16 protein-coding genes are annotated in these 15,970 nt (G+C 69.9%); 10 read left to right on the top strand and 6 right to left on the bottom strand.

The genetic code is table 11. The features are described from left to right. Positions 1-137 precede the first annotated feature (137 nt). The 4 genes from BLQ63_RS11895 (at position 138) to BLQ63_RS28410 (ending at position 2,135) form a co-directional block, all read left to right on the top strand. Positions 138-668 (top strand): TetR/AcrR family transcriptional regulator, encoded by a 531-nt coding sequence (locus BLQ63_RS11895; RefSeq protein WP_091034261.1) that lies wholly within the window; start codon positions 138-140, stop codon positions 666-668. Further along, complete coding sequence (locus BLQ63_RS11890) at positions 665-1,024, top strand: DMT family transporter (RefSeq protein ID WP_091034258.1); 360 nt, start codon at positions 665-667, stop codon at positions 1,022-1,024. The genes BLQ63_RS11895 and BLQ63_RS11890 overlap by 4 nt, the downstream gene beginning before the upstream one ends. After that, a complete protein-coding gene (locus tag BLQ63_RS11885) occupies positions 1,021-1,341 on the top strand; it encodes a DMT family transporter (RefSeq protein WP_091034256.1) in 321 nt (106 codons plus the stop codon). Before BLQ63_RS11890 ends, BLQ63_RS11885 begins: the two co-directional genes overlap by 4 nt. 77 nt (positions 1,342-1,418) lie before the next feature. Then, a complete protein-coding gene (locus BLQ63_RS28410; RefSeq protein WP_177154894.1) occupies positions 1,419-2,135 on the top strand; it encodes a polyamine aminopropyltransferase in 717 nt (238 codons plus the stop codon). A gap of 59 nt (positions 2,136-2,194) precedes the next feature. Here the strand turns inward: BLQ63_RS28410 and BLQ63_RS11875 are convergent, their stop codons facing one another. Beyond that, complete coding sequence (locus BLQ63_RS11875; protein WP_091034250.1) at positions 2,195-3,193, bottom strand: heme o synthase; 999 nt, start codon at positions 3,191-3,193, stop codon at positions 2,195-2,197. A gap of 213 nt (positions 3,194-3,406) precedes the next feature. Here BLQ63_RS11875 and tkt point away from each other — a divergent pair, with 213 nt between their 5' ends. The 6 genes from tkt (at position 3,407) to pgl (ending at position 11,556) form a co-directional block, all read left to right on the top strand. After that, entirely contained in the window at positions 3,407-5,485 is a 2,079-nt protein-coding gene (gene tkt, locus BLQ63_RS11870) for a transketolase (protein WP_218125218.1), read from the top strand. A gap of 85 nt (positions 5,486-5,570) precedes the next feature. Beyond that, entirely contained in the window at positions 5,571-6,707 is a 1,137-nt protein-coding gene (gene tal, locus BLQ63_RS11865) for a transaldolase (RefSeq protein ID WP_091034245.1), read from the top strand. Further along, entirely contained in the window at positions 6,704-8,320 is a 1,617-nt protein-coding gene (locus tag BLQ63_RS11860; RefSeq protein WP_091034241.1) for a glucose-6-phosphate isomerase, read from the top strand. Before tal ends, BLQ63_RS11860 begins: the two co-directional genes overlap by 4 nt. Further along, positions 8,321-9,856 carry a glucose-6-phosphate dehydrogenase gene (zwf, locus tag BLQ63_RS11855; RefSeq protein ID WP_091034236.1) on the top strand — a complete coding sequence of 512 codons (1,536 nt, stop codon included), beginning with the start codon at positions 8,321-8,323 and terminating at the stop codon, positions 9,854-9,856. It begins immediately after the preceding gene. Positions 9,857-9,871: 15 nt separating this feature from the next. Next, positions 9,872-10,816: a glucose-6-phosphate dehydrogenase assembly protein OpcA gene (locus BLQ63_RS11850; protein WP_091034233.1), complete on the top strand. Its 945-nt coding sequence runs from the start codon at positions 9,872-9,874 to the stop codon at positions 10,814-10,816. Beyond that, on the top strand, positions 10,813-11,556 hold the full coding sequence (gene pgl / locus BLQ63_RS11845; RefSeq protein ID WP_091034229.1) for a 6-phosphogluconolactonase: 744 nt from the start codon (positions 10,813-10,815) through the stop codon (positions 11,554-11,556). The genes BLQ63_RS11850 and pgl overlap by 4 nt, the downstream gene beginning before the upstream one ends. Before the next feature lie 109 nt (positions 11,557-11,665). Here pgl and BLQ63_RS11840 read toward each other — a convergent pair whose 3' ends face one another. The 5 genes from BLQ63_RS11840 to BLQ63_RS11820 all read right to left on the bottom strand — a co-directional run bounded on the left by BLQ63_RS11840 (position 11,666) and on the right by BLQ63_RS11820 (position 15,965). Continuing rightward, positions 11,666-12,019: an RNA polymerase-binding protein RbpA gene (locus tag BLQ63_RS11840; protein WP_091034226.1), complete on the bottom strand. Its 354-nt coding sequence runs from the start codon at positions 12,017-12,019 to the stop codon at positions 11,666-11,668. A 256-nt stretch (positions 12,020-12,275) separates the two neighbouring features. Continuing rightward, positions 12,276-13,199 carry an NADP-dependent oxidoreductase gene (locus tag BLQ63_RS11835; protein ID WP_091034223.1) on the bottom strand — a complete coding sequence of 308 codons (924 nt, stop codon included), beginning with the start codon at positions 13,197-13,199 and terminating at the stop codon, positions 12,276-12,278. A gap of 226 nt (positions 13,200-13,425) precedes the next feature. Beyond that, the gene (gene secG / locus BLQ63_RS11830; RefSeq protein ID WP_218125217.1) at positions 13,426-13,671 is read right to left on the bottom strand and encodes a preprotein translocase subunit SecG; all 246 of its coding nucleotides are present in this window, start codon (positions 13,669-13,671) and stop codon (positions 13,426-13,428) included. 232 nt (positions 13,672-13,903) lie between these two features. Then, on the bottom strand, positions 13,904-14,686 hold the full coding sequence (gene tpiA / locus BLQ63_RS11825) for a triose-phosphate isomerase (RefSeq protein WP_177154893.1): 783 nt from the start codon (positions 14,684-14,686) through the stop codon (positions 13,904-13,906). Positions 14,687-14,768: 82 nt separating this feature from the next. Beyond that, entirely contained in the window at positions 14,769-15,965 is a 1,197-nt protein-coding gene (locus BLQ63_RS11820; protein ID WP_091034211.1) for a phosphoglycerate kinase, read from the bottom strand. Positions 15,966-15,970: the final 5 nt, after the last annotated feature.

The following is a 15,970-nucleotide window of genomic DNA, read 5'->3' as shown; positions in this document are numbered from 1 at the left end:
AAAGGCCGGGTGCGACAGCGCTGGATTCCGCGAAGTCATTGCACCACAGAAGGAATCAAGCCGTCGCTCATGGTGAGCCTGTCGGGCGGGCCACGATGGCGCGCCGAACCGACCTTCCGGTTGGTAAAGTAGGGCGCATGAGTTCGAGAGACCACATCCTCGACGGCGCGCTGGCCCTGCTCAAGGCCGGTTCGACCGTCTCCTTGGAGTCGGCCGCGAAGCGGTCCGGCCTCACCAAACCGGGGGTCATGTACCACTTCGGCACGAAGGAGGCCCTGATGATCGCGCTCCTGGACCGGGTGGTCGACGGCTGGGAACGCGACCTCGCCGCGCGCCTGCCCGGACCCGTCGAGGAGGCCGCGCCCGCCGCGCGCCTCCGCGCCTACCTGGGCTGGGCCCTCGAATGCGAGGTCGACCAGAGCGACCTGGTGATGTTCGCCGACCCGCGGCTGCGCGACCGGCTCATCGCCCGGTGGGTCCAGCGCATGCGCCCCTGGCTCGAGGTCCCCGCCGATCTGCCCGCGACCGAGCAGGCCCGGCTCACCGCGGTGCGCCTGATCGCCGAGGGCACCTGGTTCGCCGACGCGCTCTGCGCGCTGCCGCCCGAAGGCGAGGCGCGCGAACGGCTCGCCGACCTCGCCGACCGAATCCTGGAGGGGTCCGAATGAACTGGAAGCCGTGGCTGCTGCTGGCCGGAGCGATCGGCAGCGAGGTCACCGGCTCGCTCTCGCTCAAGGCCGCGACCGAACAGCCGGGCTGGTACGCGCTGTTCGCGGCGGGCTTCCTCTCTGCGTTCGCGTTCCTCGTCGGCGTCCTGAAGGCCGGCATGCCCTTGGGCGTCGCCTACGGCGTCTGGGGCGCGATGGGCGTCGCGCTCACGGCGGTGTTCGGGGCGGTCCTCTTCGGCGAACCGCTCACCGGCGTCATGGCGGCGGGCATCGCGCTGATCATGGGCGGGGTCTTCACCATCGAGTTCGGGTCGCAGCGCGCGGCCGAGCGCCGGCAGGAGGCCGCGGCATCATGACCTGGGTGTTCCTCGCAGTGGCGATTCTGTTCGAAGTGGCGGCGACGCTGGCGCTGAAGGCGGCCACCGACGGCCGCAAGGCCTGGTACGCGCTGGTGGTCGCCGGGTACGCGGTGGCGTTCACCTCGCTGACCCTGGTCCTCGACATGGGCATGGGCATCGGCGTCGCGTACGGCGTCTGGGCCGCGGCGGGCGTCTCCATCACCGCGATCGCGAGCAGGTACCTGTTCGGCGAGCCGTTCACCAAGGTGATGGCCCTGGGCATCGCCATGGTGGCGGCGGGCGTCCTCCTGGTCGAGCTCGGCGCCGCCCACTGACCTCCTCCAGGTGACATCCGGAGCACTCCCTGCGAGGGGGCCCGCCGTCCGGGCCCCCTTGATGGTTCGATTGACCGATGCATCCACGGATCGAGGAACTCAGCTGGCGATCGAGCCCGATGGGCGAGATCAGCCTGCGTCGCCGCTACGACGAAGTCGTGGAGACCGACGTCTACGAGGTCAAGCTCGACGACGAGTTCCTCATGTCGAGCCTGTTCCCGGTCGCCGAGATCGAACTGGCCCGGCTCGGACTGGCGCGCACGGCCGGCACCGGCCTCGACGTGATCGTCGGCGGACTGGGCCTGGGCTACACGGCCCAAGCGGCCCTTGAGGACCGGCGGATCGCCACGCTCAGGGTCGTGGAGTACTCGGACGCGGTCATCGACTGGCACGAGCGCGACCTGATCCCCGACACCGCCGGTCTGGCCGCCGACTCCCGCGTCCTGCTGGACCGGGCGGACTTCTTCGGCGCCGCGATGAGCGAGACCGGCTTCGACCCCGAGCGGCCCGGGCGCACCTACGACGCCGTGCTGCTGGACATCGACCACACACCGCGGCACGTGCTGCACGCCCCGCACACCGCGTTCTACACCGTCGAGGGGCTGCGCGCGCTGTCCGCGCACCTGCGCCCCGGCGGCTGCTTCGCGATGTGGTCGGACGACCCGGCGGAGGACGAGTTCATGGCCGCGCTCGGCGAGGTCTTCACCGACGTCGACAACGAGCAGATCTGGTTCGACAACCCCTACACCGGCGGCGAGTCCTCGAACTCGGTGTACCTGGCCACCAAGGCCTGACGGCGTACGGCGAAGGCCCGGCCGATTCCTCGGCCGGGCCTTCGCGACGTTTCAGTGCCTCACATGAAGAAGCTGTCGATCGCCAGCGCCAGGAACAGCAGCGTCAGGTAGCTGACCGACCAGTGGAACAGCCGCATCGGCTTGGGGTCCTCGCCGCGGTTGACGCGGCCGAGGAGCTTGTGGCACTCCAGGACGAACATCCCGCCGGTCACCACCGCGACGACGCCGTAGAGCCAGGTCGAGCCGAGCGGGACGGCGACCAGGGAGACCAGGAGCATCGCCCAGCCGTAGACGACCGACTCGATCGCCACGCGCTTGGCGGGGGCGACCGCGGGGAGCATCGGGATGCCGGCGGCGGCGTAGTCGTCCTTGAACTTCATCGCCAGCGCGTAGAAGTGCGGGGGCTGCCACAGGAAGACCACGGCGAACAGGACCCAGGCCATCCAGGACATGTGCCCGGTGACGGCGGCCCAGCCGATGAGCACGGGGGCCGCGCCGCAGGCGCCGCCCCACACCGTGTTGTACGGGGTGGTCCGCTTGAGCCAGATCGTGTACACCACGTCGTAGTAGACGATGGCGCCGAAGGTGAGGAGGGCGGCGAGCCAGTTGACGGACAGGCCCATGCCCAGGACCGCGATCGTGCCGATCACGAGCCCGAAGATCAGGGCGTTGCGCGGCGGGATCTGGTGCTTCGCGAGCGGGCGCCGCGCGGTGCGGCGCATGAGCTTGTCGATGTCGCGGTCGATGTAGCAGTTGATCGCGTTGGCCGAGCCGGCGGCGAGCGTGCCGCCGAGGAGGGTCGCGATCACGGCGGTCAGCGACGGGAGGCTGTCCGACTCCATTCGCGCGGCCACGAGCATCGCGGGGATGGTCGTGATGAGCAGCAGCTCGATGATGCGCGGTTTCGTCAGCGACACATAGGCGCCGACCAGTGTCCGAAGATCCGGGCGCGCCTGGGGGGCGGCGCCCGGTTCGGGCAGTTCGATTCGCTTGCGGGCGGGCCGGGGGCGGTCGGCTACGGCGCCGGTCAAGTCGGGGCGGGTCGGATCCTCGTTCATCACCGCTCACCATACGGTCTGTGCGGGTGTGACCGAGGCCTGGGTCGACGCCCCCCACCAGCGGTTTTCAAATGCGAGACTTGCTCGTGGGCGGGTTCACAACGCGTCGAATTCCGTCCTCCGAGAGACCACGCATAAAGTTCAGCCTGTGTAGGTAGGGTCGAAAGGCACACGTCAAAGGCCCAAATACGACGAGTATCTAGGAGTAACGCAGTGGCACAGTTCGAGTGGACCGAGCTCGACCAACAGGCGGTTGACACGGCGCGGCTGCTCGCCGCCGACGCGGTCGAGAAGGCCGGCAACGGCCACCCGGGCACCGCCATGAGCCTGGCGCCGGTCGCCCACACCTTGTTCCAGAAGGTCATGCGGCACGACCCGAGCGACCCGCAGTGGGAAGGGCGCGACCGCTTCGTGCTCTCCTGCGGACACTCCAGCCTGACCTTGTACGTGCAGCTGTACCTCGCCGGCTACGGCCTGGAGCTGGAAGACCTCAAGAGCCTGCGGCAGTGGAACTCCCTGACGCCGGGCCACCCCGAGGTCGGGCACACCGCCGGCGTCGAGACCACCACCGGCCCGCTCGGCCAGGGCCTGGCCACCGCGGTCGGGATGGCGATGGCCGCCCGCCGCGAGCGCGGCCTGTTCGACCCCGAGCCGGCCGTCGGCGAGAGCCTGTTCGACCACTTCGTGTACGTCCTGGCCTCCGACGGCGACATCGAGGAGGGCGTGACCCACGAGGCCTCCTCCATCGCCGGCGTGCAGGAGCTGGGCAACCTGGTCCTGATCTACGACGACAACGAGATCTCCATCGAGGACGACACCCGGATCGCCCTGGGCGAGGACGTCGCCAAGCGCTACGAGGCCTACGGCTGGCACGTCCAGGACGTGGACTGGCGCGACGGCGACGAGTACCGGGAAGACCCCGAGGCCCTGTTCGAGGCGATCGAGAAGGCCAAGGCCGTCACCGACAAGCCCTCGCTGATCCGCCTCAAGACCATCATCGGCTGGCCCGCCCCCAAGAAGCAGAACTCTTACGCCGCACACGGTTCCGCCCTGGGCAAGGACGAGATCGCCGCGACCAAGGAGATCCTCGGCTTCGACCCCGAGCAGTCCTTCGCCGTCGCCGACGAGGTCCTCGCCTACACACGGGGCGTCGGCGAGCGCGGCCGCGCCGGGCGCTCCGAATGGCACACCCGGTACAACAACTGGGCCGCCGAGAACCCCGAGAAGAAGCAGCTGCACGACCGCCTGTGGGCCGGCGAGTTCCCCGAGGGCTTCGCGGCCGCGTTCCCCGAGTTCGAGCCCTCCGCCAAGGGCGTCGCCACCCGCGCGGCCTCCGGCAAGGTGCTCTCCGCGCTCGCCCCGGTCCTGCCGGAGCTGTGGGGCGGCTCGGCCGACCTGGCCGGCTCGAACAACACCACGATGGACGGCGAGCCGTCGTTCCTGCCGCTGTCGCGCCAGACGAAGGCCTACCCGGGCAACCCCTACGGCCGGACCCTCCACTTCGGCATCCGCGAGTTCGCCATGGGCGCGATCCTCAACGGCATCAAGCTCCACGGCCCCACCCGCCCCTACGGCGGCACCTTCCTGGTCTTCTCGGACTACATGCGCGGCGCGGTGCGCCTCGCGGCCCTGATGAAGACCCCGGTCGTCTACGTGTGGACGCACGACTCGATCGGCCTCGGCGAGGACGGCCCGACCCACCAGCCGGTCGAGCACCTCGCGGCCCTGCGCGCGATCCCGGGCCTGGACGTGGTCCGCCCCGGCGACGCCAACGAGACCGCCGTGGTGTGGAGGACCCTCCTGGAGAGGGCCGACCGCCCCACCGCGCTGGCGCTGACCCGCCAGAACATCCCGGTGTACGACCGCTCGAAGTTCGCCTCCGCCGAGGGCGCCGCCAAGGGCGCCTACACGCTGCTGGACACCGAGGGCACCCCCGATGTGATCCTGCTCGGCTCGGGCTCCGAGGTCCAGCTCGCGGTCGACGCCGCGGAGACCCTCGCCGGCGAGGGCGTCAAGGCCCGCGTCGTGTCGGTCCCGTCCATCGAGTGGTTCGCCGACCAGGACGAGGAGTACCGGGAGTCGGTGCTGCCCAAGGCCGTCAAGGCCCGCGTGTCGGTCGAGGCCGGCATCGCCCTGTCCTGGAGGGACCTCGTGGGTGACGCGGGAGTCAGCGTCTCCCTGGAACACTTCGGTGCCTCCGCGCCGTTCGAGAAGTTGTACGAGGAGTTCGGGATCACCGCCGCCGCCGTGGCGGACGCGGCCCGCTCCTCCATCAAGAAGGCACAGCAGTAGCGACGCTCGCGGGCCGGCCACCGGCCCGCGAGCGTCGCCGAATGAAGCGGATAACGAGTTACTAGCTGGAAAGCTGGAGGAACCGATGAGCGCGAACGAGAACCTCGCCGGACTGTCGGCCGCGGGGGTGTCCGTCTGGCTCGACGACATCTCACGCGGGCGACTGGAGACGGGAAACCTCAAGGATCTCGTCAGTGGGTCGTCCGTCGCGGGCGTCACGTCGAACCCGTCCATCTTCGCCGCCGCCCTCGCCAAGGGCAGCGGTTACGACGAGCAGATCGCCGACCTGGCGGTCCGGAAGGTGAGCGTCGACGAAGCCGCTCGCGCCATCACCACCTTCGACATCCGCTGGGCCGCGGACGTCCTGGCGCCGGTCTTCGAGACCACCGGCGGCCAGGACGGCCGCGTGTCCATCGAGGTCGACCCGCGTCTGGCGCACCAGACGCAGGCGACCATCGCCGAGGCCAAGGCCCTGTGGTGGGCCGTGGACCGGCCCAACACGATGATCAAGATCCCCGCCACGGAGGCCGGACTCCCCGCCATCACGGCCGCGATCGCGGCGGGCATCAGCGTCAACGTGACCCTGATCTTCTCCCTGGAGCGCTACCGCGGCGTCATGGACGCCTACATGGCCGGACTCGAGTCGGCCAAGGCCGCCGGGATCGACCTGTCCACGATCCGCTCGGTCGCCTCGTTCTTCGTGTCCCGCGTGGACTCCGAGATCGACAAGCGGCTCGACGGCATCGGCACCGACGAGGCGCTCGCCCTCAAGGGCAAGGCCGCCATCGCGAACGCGCGCCTGGCCTACCAGGAGTTCGAGAACGCCTTCGGGTCCGCGCGCTGGGAGGCGCTGTCCGCGGCCGGAGCCGTGCCGCAGCGTCCGCTGTGGGCCTCCACCTCGGTCAAGAACCCCGACTACCGCGACGTCATGTACGTCGAGGACCTCATCGCCCCCGGCACCGTCAACACGATGCCCGAGGGCACCATCCACGACTTCGCCGACCACGGCGAGGTCGAGGCCGACACCGTCCGGCCGTTCTACGCCGACGCCGCCACCGTCATGCTCCGTCTGGAGCGGGTCGGCGTCGACTACGCGGACGTCGTGAAGGTCCTGGAGGACGAGGGCGTGGAGAAGTTCATCGTCAGCTGGAACCAGCTGCTGGACCAGATCCGGTCGAAGCTCAGTGAGAACACGTCCGAAGAAGGCGGAGAACAGAAGTGAGCGAGCCGATGGGGAAGATGGAAGCCGCCGGGGGCCTCGCGGTCACCACGGGCGTCGACGTGAACGCCGACGTCGACCGGCTCAGGGCCGAAGGCGTCCCGGCCAGACTGGCCGCCAAGGACGCGACCCTCTGGGGTCCCGACGCCGCCGAGGAGGCCGCGATCCGCCTCGGCTGGGTCGACACCTTCGTGACGTCGAAGGAACTCCTCGCGCCGCTCGCGAAGCTGCGCGCCGAACTCAACGAGCAGGGCATCGACCACATCGCCCTCGCGGGCATGGGCGGCTCCTCGCTCGCGCCCGAGGTCATCTCCCGGACCCTGGACCTGGGCATCAGCATCCTCGACACCACCGACCCCGGCCAGATCGTCGCCGAGCTCGGCGAGGCCTCGCTGCGGCGCACCGCCGTCGTGGTGTCCTCCAAGTCCGGGTCCACCGTGGAGACCGACTCCCAGCGGCGCGCCTTCGAGGCCGCGTTCAAGGGCGTCGGCATCGAGGACTCGACCAAGCGGTTCGTGTTCGTCACCGACCCCGGCTCCGCGCTGGAGGCGCTGGCAAAGGAGCAGGGCTCGCACCTGTTCCTCGCGGACGCGAACGTGGGCGGCCGCTACTCGGCGCTGACCGCGTTCGGGCTCGTCCCGACCGCGCTCGCGGGCGCCGACGTGGCCGAGCTGATCGAGCAGGCCGAGGCCTTCGCGGCCACGATCGAGAACGACGGCGACAACCCGGCCGTGGTCCTGGGCGCGGTCATCGCGGCCAAGCCGACGATCACCATCGCCGACGACGGCACCGGCGTCGTGGGCCTGGGCGACTGGGCCGAGCAGCTCATCGCCGAGTCCCTCGGCAAGGACGGCAAGGGCACGCTCCCGGTCGTCCTCGAAGAGCCCGCCGCCGCGGGCGCCCGCGGCTCCGACCGCGTCTACGCCACCGTCGGCGGCTCCTCGACGGGCCTGCCCGCCTCGGGCTCGCAGCTGGCGATGCCCGACGTGGTCGTGAACGGCCCGCTGGGCGCGCAGTTCCTCGCGTGGGAGCTCGCGACCGCCTACGCCGGCTACCTGATCGGGATCGACCCGTTCAACCAGCCGAACGTGACCGAGTCCAAGGAGAACACCAACCGCATCCTGGCCGACGGGCTCCCCGAGGAGCGCCCGCACGCCGTGGACGGCGCCGTGGAGATCTACGGCTCGCACGCCGACACGGTCGCCGGAGCGCTCGGCGAGGTGCTGACGAACGCCGACCGCGAGGACGCCTACATCGCGGTCCTGGCCTACCTGGACCGGATCGACGACGCCTCGGTGGCGGCGCTCCGCGCCGAACTGGCCGATCGCACCGGCGCCCCCGTCACCTGGGGCTGGGGTCCGCGCTTCCTGCACTCGACGGGCCAGTTCCACAAGGGCGGGCGCCAGACCGGCGTGTTCGTCCAGATCACCGGCGAGGTCGGCGAAGACCTCGTCATCCCGGGCCGCGACTACACGTTCGCCGGGCTCCAGGCCGCGCAGGCCGCCGGCGACCGCCAGGCCCTCGAATCGCGCGAGCGCCCGCTCGTGCGCTTCCATCTCACCAACCGCAAGCACGGGATCAACCAGCTGCTCCATGCGGTGAGGGAGCTGAGCTAGATGGGTTCCGACATCCAAGCCAACCCGCTGCGCGACCCGGCCGACCGCCGGCTGCCGCGCATCCCCGAGCCGTGCGCCCTGGTGATCTTCGGCGTCACCGGCGACCTCGCCAAGAAGAAGCTGATCCCGGCGATCTACGACCTGGCCAACCGGGGCCTCCTCCCGGCGTCGTTCGTGATCGTCGGCTTCGCCCGCCGCGACTGGGGCGACGAGACGTTCGAGGAGATGTCGCTCCAGGCGGCCAAGGCGCACGCGCGCACCCCGTGGCGCGACGAGGTCTGGGCGCGGCTCGCCGGCAACTTCAAGTTCGTGCCCGGCACGTTCGACGACGACGAGGCCTTCGACCGCCTCGACGCGACGGTCGACGAGCTGCGCGAGACCCACGGCATCATCGGCAACGCGGCGTTCTACTTCTCGATCCCGCCGATGGCGTTCCCGACCGTGCTCAAGCAGCTCCAGCGCACCGGCATGTCCGACAACCGCCAGGACCGCGGCGGCTGGCGCCGGGTCGTGGTCGAGAAGCCCTTCGGCGAGGACCGCGAGTCCGCGCACGAGCTGAACGGCCTGGTCGACCGCGTCTTCACCGCGAACGACGTGTTCCGCATCGACCACTACCTCGGCAAGGAGACGGTGCAGAACATCTTCGCGCTGCGCTTCGCCAACGCGATGTTCGAGCCGATCTGGAACTCCAACTACGTCGACCACGTCCAGATCACCATGGCCGAGGACGTCGGCATCGGCTCGCGGGCCGGGTTCTACGACGACAACGGCGCCGCCCGCGACGTCCTCCAGAACCACGTCCTCCAGCTCCTGGCCATCGCGGCCATGGAGCAGCCCAACGGGTTCGAGGCCGAGGAGATCCGCACCGAGAAGCTGAAGGTCCTGCGGGCCATCAAGCTGCACGACGACCTGGAGGCCACGGCCATCCGCGGCCAGTACGCCGACGGGTGGGTGCAGGGCCGCCCGGTCCAGGGCTACCTGGCCGAGGACAACATCCCGCCGAACTCCACCACGGAGACCTACGCGGCGGTCCAGATCGGCATCCAGAACCGGCGCTGGAACGGCGTCCCGTTCTACCTGCGCACCGGCAAGCGGCTCCCCAAGCGGGTCACCGAGATCGCGGTGGTCTTCAAGGAGGCCCCGCACATGCCCTTCGCCGACTACGACACCAAGACGCTCGGCAACAACCAGCTGGTCATCCGCGTCCAGCCGGACGAGGGCATCACCGTCAAGTTCGGCTCGAAGGTCCCCGGCACCGGCATGGAGCTGCGGGACATCTCGATGGGCTTCGGCTACGGCGAGACCTTCACCGAGTCCAGCCCCGAGGCCTACGAGCGGTTGATCCTCGACGTGCTCCTGGGCGACAAGACCCTGTTCCCTGACGCGCAGGAAGTGGACGCGTCCTGGGCCGTGGTCGACCCGCTGGAGGACTACTGGGCGACGACCAAGCCCGAGCCGTACGAGTCCGGGACCTGGGGCCCGACCGGGGCCGATCTCATGCTGCAATCGTCCGGCCGCCGCTGGCGCCGGGCCTAGAAGGGGAGTCTGGACGTGCACCTGAAGGACACCACCACCGGCGACATCATGAAGGCCCTCGACGGCCTCCTCCACGAGGTCGGCGGCGGCTCCAGCCTCGCGCTCAACCTGGTCGCGCTGACCACCGAGGACGAGCGCGAGGAGGTCGAGAAGGCCGCCTCGTTCGCCGCGCAGGAGCACCCGTACCGTTTGATCCTGGCGATCCCGCGCGACCTCGACGCCGAGGAGCCGCGCATCGACGCCGAAGTGACCGTGGGCGAACGGCTCGGCTCGGCCGAGGCGATCATCCTGCGCCTCGACGGCCCGGCCGCCGCGCACCTGACCTCGATCGTGCTGCCGATGCTCGCGTCGGACGTGCCCGTGGTCACCTGGTGGCTGCTCGACCCGGTCCGGTACGGACTGGAGTCGGAGCTGCGGTCCTTCGCCGACCGCCGCATCACCTACTCCGCCCGCGCGGCGGACCCGGTCCAGTCGCTGTACCGGCGCGCCGAGACGTACGCGGCGGGCGACACCGACATCTGCTGGACCCGGATCAGCCTGTGGCGCTCGCTCATCGCCAGCGCCTTCGACGGCGTGACCCAGGCGGTCGAGAAGATCACCATCAAGGCGGACGACGACGACCCGTCGGCGCAGCTCATGGCCGCGTGGCTCCACACGCGGCTGGGCGTGCTCCCCGATGTCGTCGACACCGAGGTCGAGCGCAACTCCGAGCACCTGCCCGCGATCGCCTCCGTGGCGTTCACGATGGCCGGGGGCGAGACCATGGAGGTCGAGCGGAAGGCCGACGGCACCACCGTGCTGCGCCAGGCGGGGCTGCCCAAGCGCCGCCAGACGCTGCAGGGGCGGACCCTGGGCCAGCTGCTGGCCGAGGAGCTGCGGCACATCGACCCGGACACCGCCTACCGGCGGGTGCTCGACACCTTCCAGGAGCAGTACCAGGCCGAGCGGGCCGGCGCATGAGCCGTTCCGGTGCGGTGATCGTCCACGAGGACGCCGAGGTGCTGGCCGAGGCGGTAGCGTCGCGGCTGGTGAACCGGCTCGCGGACGCGCAAGCGCACCGCGGTTCGGCGTCGATCGTGCTGACCGGCGGCCGCATCGCGGCGAAGGTGTACGCGAACATCCTCGGGTCGAAGATCAGCAGCGTCGTGGACTGGTCGCAGGTCGACTTCTGGTGGGGCGACGAGCGTTTCCTGCCCGCGGGCGACCCGGATCGGAACGAGACCCAGGCCCGCGAGGCGTTCCTGGACCACCTGCCGGTGGATCCGGCTCGGGTGCACCCGATGGCCGCGTCCGACGCGGTGGGGACTCCTGAGGAGGCCGCGGCGCTGTACGCGGCGGAGTTGGCGAAGGCTGCGGGCGGCGAGGGCGTTCCGGCGTTCGACCTGCTGCTGCTGGGCATCGGCGAGGACGGGCACGTCGCGTCGCTGTTCCCGGGCAACCCGGCGCTGGAGGCCGAGGGTTCGGCGGTGGGGGTGCGCAACTCCCCCAAGCCGCCTCCCGAGCGCGTCTCGCTGACGATGGGGGCGATCAACACCGCCCCGGCGGCGTGGATCATCGCCTCGGGCGAGGGCAAGGCCGACGCTGTCGACGAGGCTCTGGCGAAGCGCGAGCTCCCGGCCGGACTGGTCGCGGCGCAGGGCCACACGAGGTGGCTGGTCGACAAGGCCGCCGCGTCGGGGTTGAAGCACCTGGAGTTCTGACGGCACGGATGAGGGCCCGGAGCATTCGCTCCGGGCCCTCGCCGTATTCGAAAGCGGCGGATCGCCCAACCTTGCGTCTCCCGGCCGCCGGGTGAGAGGTGATGCGGTGCTAGAAGAAGGAACGCTCGCCGCGGGCGGCGGCGCGGGCGGCGAGCGCTTCGGCGAGGAGGTCTTCGGCCTCCTCTTCGCTGCGGCGCTCGCGGACGTAGTTCAGATGGGTCTTGTACGGCTTCGCCGACTGGCGTTGGGGAGGATTGTCTTGATCGGGGCTGGCGGGCCAGCCGCAGCAGGTGCAGTCCCATTCCTGAGGGACCTCGACATAGAGCGCGAATGACCTGACGGTCTCGTGTCCGTTGGCGCACCAGTACTTCACGTGCTGCCGGGGAACCGGTTCGCCGCGTTCCGGGTGACGGCCAGATGCGGCGCCGATTCGAGTGCCGCGGATGGCTTGTCCGTTGGACATATGTGTGATCGCTCCTCACAGATGGGGGATCTTCTGTGGATGTCGGCCGGGCGCGCCACTGGACGAGGAGTCCGCGGGAGGAAGACCGCGGCTCCCCGAGTTTCGCCGTGGAGGCACCGGCCAGGGCAGACGGGGTACCGCCCGCCGCAATTCTATGACGTAACGCACACACTGTAAAGACTGTCATGAAGTACTTCGATGTATGGAAGCAATGCCGGGCCCCGAGTTCCCGGCTTCGATCAGAAGTGATGCGGCCCTATGCGATCCGCAGAACGATCTTGCCGCGGGTGCGACCGGACATGCTCGCCCGCCAGGCGTCGGCGGTGCGTTCGAGCGGATAGGTCTCGGAGATGGGGACGATGAGCTGCCGGGCCTCGGTGAGCGCGGCGAGGGCTTCCAGGTCCTCGGCGGTGACGCTGATGAAGACGTACTGGCCGCCCTTCTCGCGGATGTCGGGGTCGACGACCGAGACGATCCGCTCGGGCGCGGTGCCGGACTTGAGGGAGACGTCCGCGGCCTCTCCGCCGATCGCGTCCAGGGCCGCGTCGGGCCCGTCCGGGACGAGCAGCTTCACCCGTTCGGCGAGCCCGGGCCCGTATTCGACGGGTTCGGCCCCGAAGGCTCTGAGGAAGTCGTGGTTGCGGACGCTGGCGGTGCCGATGACACGGGCGCCGCGGGCCTTGGCGATCTGCACGGCGAGGACCCCGACGCCGCCCGCGGCGGCGTGGACGAGGACGGTGTCGCCCTCGGTGACGCCCACGGCGTCGAGTGCTTGGAGCGCGGCCAGTCCGGTGAGCGAGAGCCCGCCCGCGGAGGCCCAGTCGAGCGAGGGGGGCTTGCGGGTGACCATGTGCGGTTCGGCGACGGTGTACTCGGCGTAGGTGCCCCACTTGGCGATCGGGCGCCGCACGTAGCCGAAGACTTCGTCGCCGCGCGCGACACCGGTGACGGCGGCGCCGACGTCGGTCACGATTCCGGCGGCGTCCCAACCGGGGATGAGCGGGAACTCCCCCGGGATCATCGCGTCGAGGTACCCGGCCCCGAGCTTCCAGTCCACCGGGTTGACTGAGGTCGCCTTGAGCTTGACGAGCACTTCGCCGGCGCCGACGGGCGGCGGGGGAATCTCGCGGAGCTGGAGATCGTCGGCCCCGCCGTAGTGGGGCAAAACCACTGCCTTCATAAGCCCGATCTCATCACGAATCGGTGCTTACGGTGACGATATTCCCACGGGTGACTGTATTACCATCCCTACCCCCCACCCACCCGGGGACAGTAGCGCCCATCGTTTCGCGCGGGTACGACAAGAACGGGCGCCCGCGGCCGCCGTGTCACCCGAAAGAGCGCCGAACGCGAAGCGGGGCCCGGCGAGCATTGCTCGCCGGGCCCCGCCGGAAGTCTTGTGGTGCTTAGACCATGGCCCGCAGCAGGAGCCCGAAGGCCACGATGGCGGCGAACCAGACGACGCCCACGGCGATCGTGATCCGCGTGAGGTTCTTCTCCGCGACGGACGACCCCGACGCGACGGAGGACATGCCGCCGCCGAACATGCTCGACAGACCGCCGCCCTTGCCCTTGTGCAGCAGCACCATGAGGATCAGGATCGCGCTGGCGAGCAGCAGGATGATCAGAAGGGCGTAACTCAGAACCGTCATCATCGGTGATCGGGTGTCCTCTCGACAAATCTGCCCGTTATGGGGCGCGGGCCGGGATGAGTCTATCGCAGCCTTATCTCTGACTTAATCTGACTGCCTTCAGTCAGAATCGACCGTCAGGCCTGCTCATTGGAATGCAAGGAGCCGCCGTACGTCGTTGTACGGCGGCCCTGTCTGCGGCCCGCAGCGCTCAGCTCGTGCGCTGCGGGCGAAACTTGCCACTTGCTGCTTGCTACGCCCCGTGGTGCTCGGGGAAGCGCACGATCTTGGCGAACTCCTCGGCGTCCAGGCTCGCGCCGCCGACCAGGGCGCCGTCGATGTCCGGCTTGCCCATGATCTGCGAGACGTTCGAGGACTTCACCGAACCGCCGTAGAGGATGCGGACCCGCTCGGCCACCGCGCCGAACTTCTCGGCGAGCGCCGCGCGCAGGGCCCCGATGACCTCCTGGGCGTCCTCGGGCGTGGCCGTGCGGCCCGTCCCGATGGCCCAGACCGGCTCGTACGCCACGACGACCTTCTCGAGCTCTTCCTCGGTGAGGCCGTCGACGGCGGCGATCAGCTGGCTGACCGTGTGCGGCACGTGGTCGCCCGCCTCGCGGACGTCCAGCGCCTCGCCGACGCACAGGATCGGGGCGATGCCGTTGTTGAGCGCCTGGCGGACCTTCGCGGCCACCAGTTCGTCGCCCTCTTCGTGGTACTGCCGGCGCTCCGAGTGGCCCACGGCCACATAAGAGCAGCCGAGCTTGGCGAGCATCGAGCCGGCGATCTCGCCGGTGTAGGCGCCCGACGGGTGCGCGGACAGGTCCTGGGCGCCGAAGCCGATGGTCAGCTTGTCGCCGTCGACCAGCGTCTGCACGCTGCGGATGTCGACGAACGGCGGGAGGACGACGGTCTCCACCGCTTCGAGCTGCTCGCGGGTGAGGCTGAAGGCCAGCTTCTGCACCAGTGCGATCGCTTCGAGGTGGTTGAGGTTCATCTTCCAGTTGCCGGCGATGAGCGGCACTCTCTTAGTCACAGCGTTCACTCCGTTTTGGGGAGAGGACGTCGCGAAGCGGCGTCCGGCGGGCGGGGTGACGGGTGCGGGCCACAGTCACCTTCTACTTCTCCAGTGCGTCCAGGCCGGGCAGCGTCTTTCCTTCGAGGTATTCGAGGCTCGCCCCCCCGCCGGTCGAGATGTGGCCGAAGCCGGCCTCGGGCAGGCCGAGGGTCCGGACCGCGGCGGCGGAGTCGCCGCCGCCGACCACGCTGAACGCGTCGGAGTCCACCAGCGCCTGAGCGACGGTCTTCGTCCCTGCGGCGTAGTCGGGGAACTCGAACACGCCCATCGGGCCGTTCCAGAACACGGTCTTGGCCCCGGCGATCCGCTCCGCGAACTGCTTCGCGGACTCGGGTCCGATGTCCAGGCCCATGCGCTCGGCCGGGATGGCGTCCACGGCCACCGTCAGCGGTTCGGCGTCGGCGGCGAACTCGGCGGCGGTGGTCGTGTCGACCGGCAGCAGCAGTTCGACGCCGAGCTTCTCGGCGCGCTCGAGGTAGGACTTGCAGACCTCGATCTGGTCCTTCTCCAGCAGCGATGAACCGACCTCGTAGCCCTTGGCCGCGAGGAAGGTGAACATCATGCCGCCGCCGACCATGAGCGTGTCGACCTTGTCGAGCAGGTTGTCGATGACGGCGAGCTTGTCGGAGACCTTCGCGCCGCCGAGGATGACCACGTACGGCTGCTCGGGCTTGCCGGTCAGCTTCGAGAGGACCTCGACCTCTTTGGCGATGAGCCAGCCCGCGTAGTGCGGCAGGACCTTCGCGACGTCGTAGACGGAGGCGTGCTTGCGGTGGACCGCGCCGAAGGCGTCGTCCACGTACACGTCGCCGAACGCCGCGAGCTGGCCCGCGAACTCGGCCCGCTCGTTCTCGTCCTTGCTGGTCTCGCCCTTGTTGAACCGCAGGTTCTCCAGCAGCAGCACGTCACCGTCGGTCTGGGCGACGGCCTTGTTCTCGGCGTCGGAACCGACGGTGTCGGTGGCGAAGGCGACCTCGCGGTCGAGGATCTCGCCGAGCCGCAGGGCCACGGGGGCCAGCGAGAAGGCGGGGTCGGGCTCGCCCTTGGGGCGGCCCAGGTGGGAGCACACCACGACTCGGGCGCCGGCCTCGGCCAGCGCCTTCACCGTGGGCGCGACGGCGCGGATGCGGCCGTCGTCGGTGATGTTCCTACCGTCCAGAGGCACGTTGAGGTCGGCGCGTACGAGTACGCGCCGACCGTTGACGCCCTCCTGCAGGAGTTCGTCGAGCGTCTTCATCAGAC

This window comes from Glycomyces harbinensis (assembly GCF_900101745.1).
Taxonomy (GTDB): domain Bacteria; phylum Actinomycetota; class Actinomycetes; order Mycobacteriales; family Micromonosporaceae; genus Glycomyces; species Glycomyces harbinensis.
This window is presented reverse-complemented; position numbering and strand designations above follow the sequence as displayed.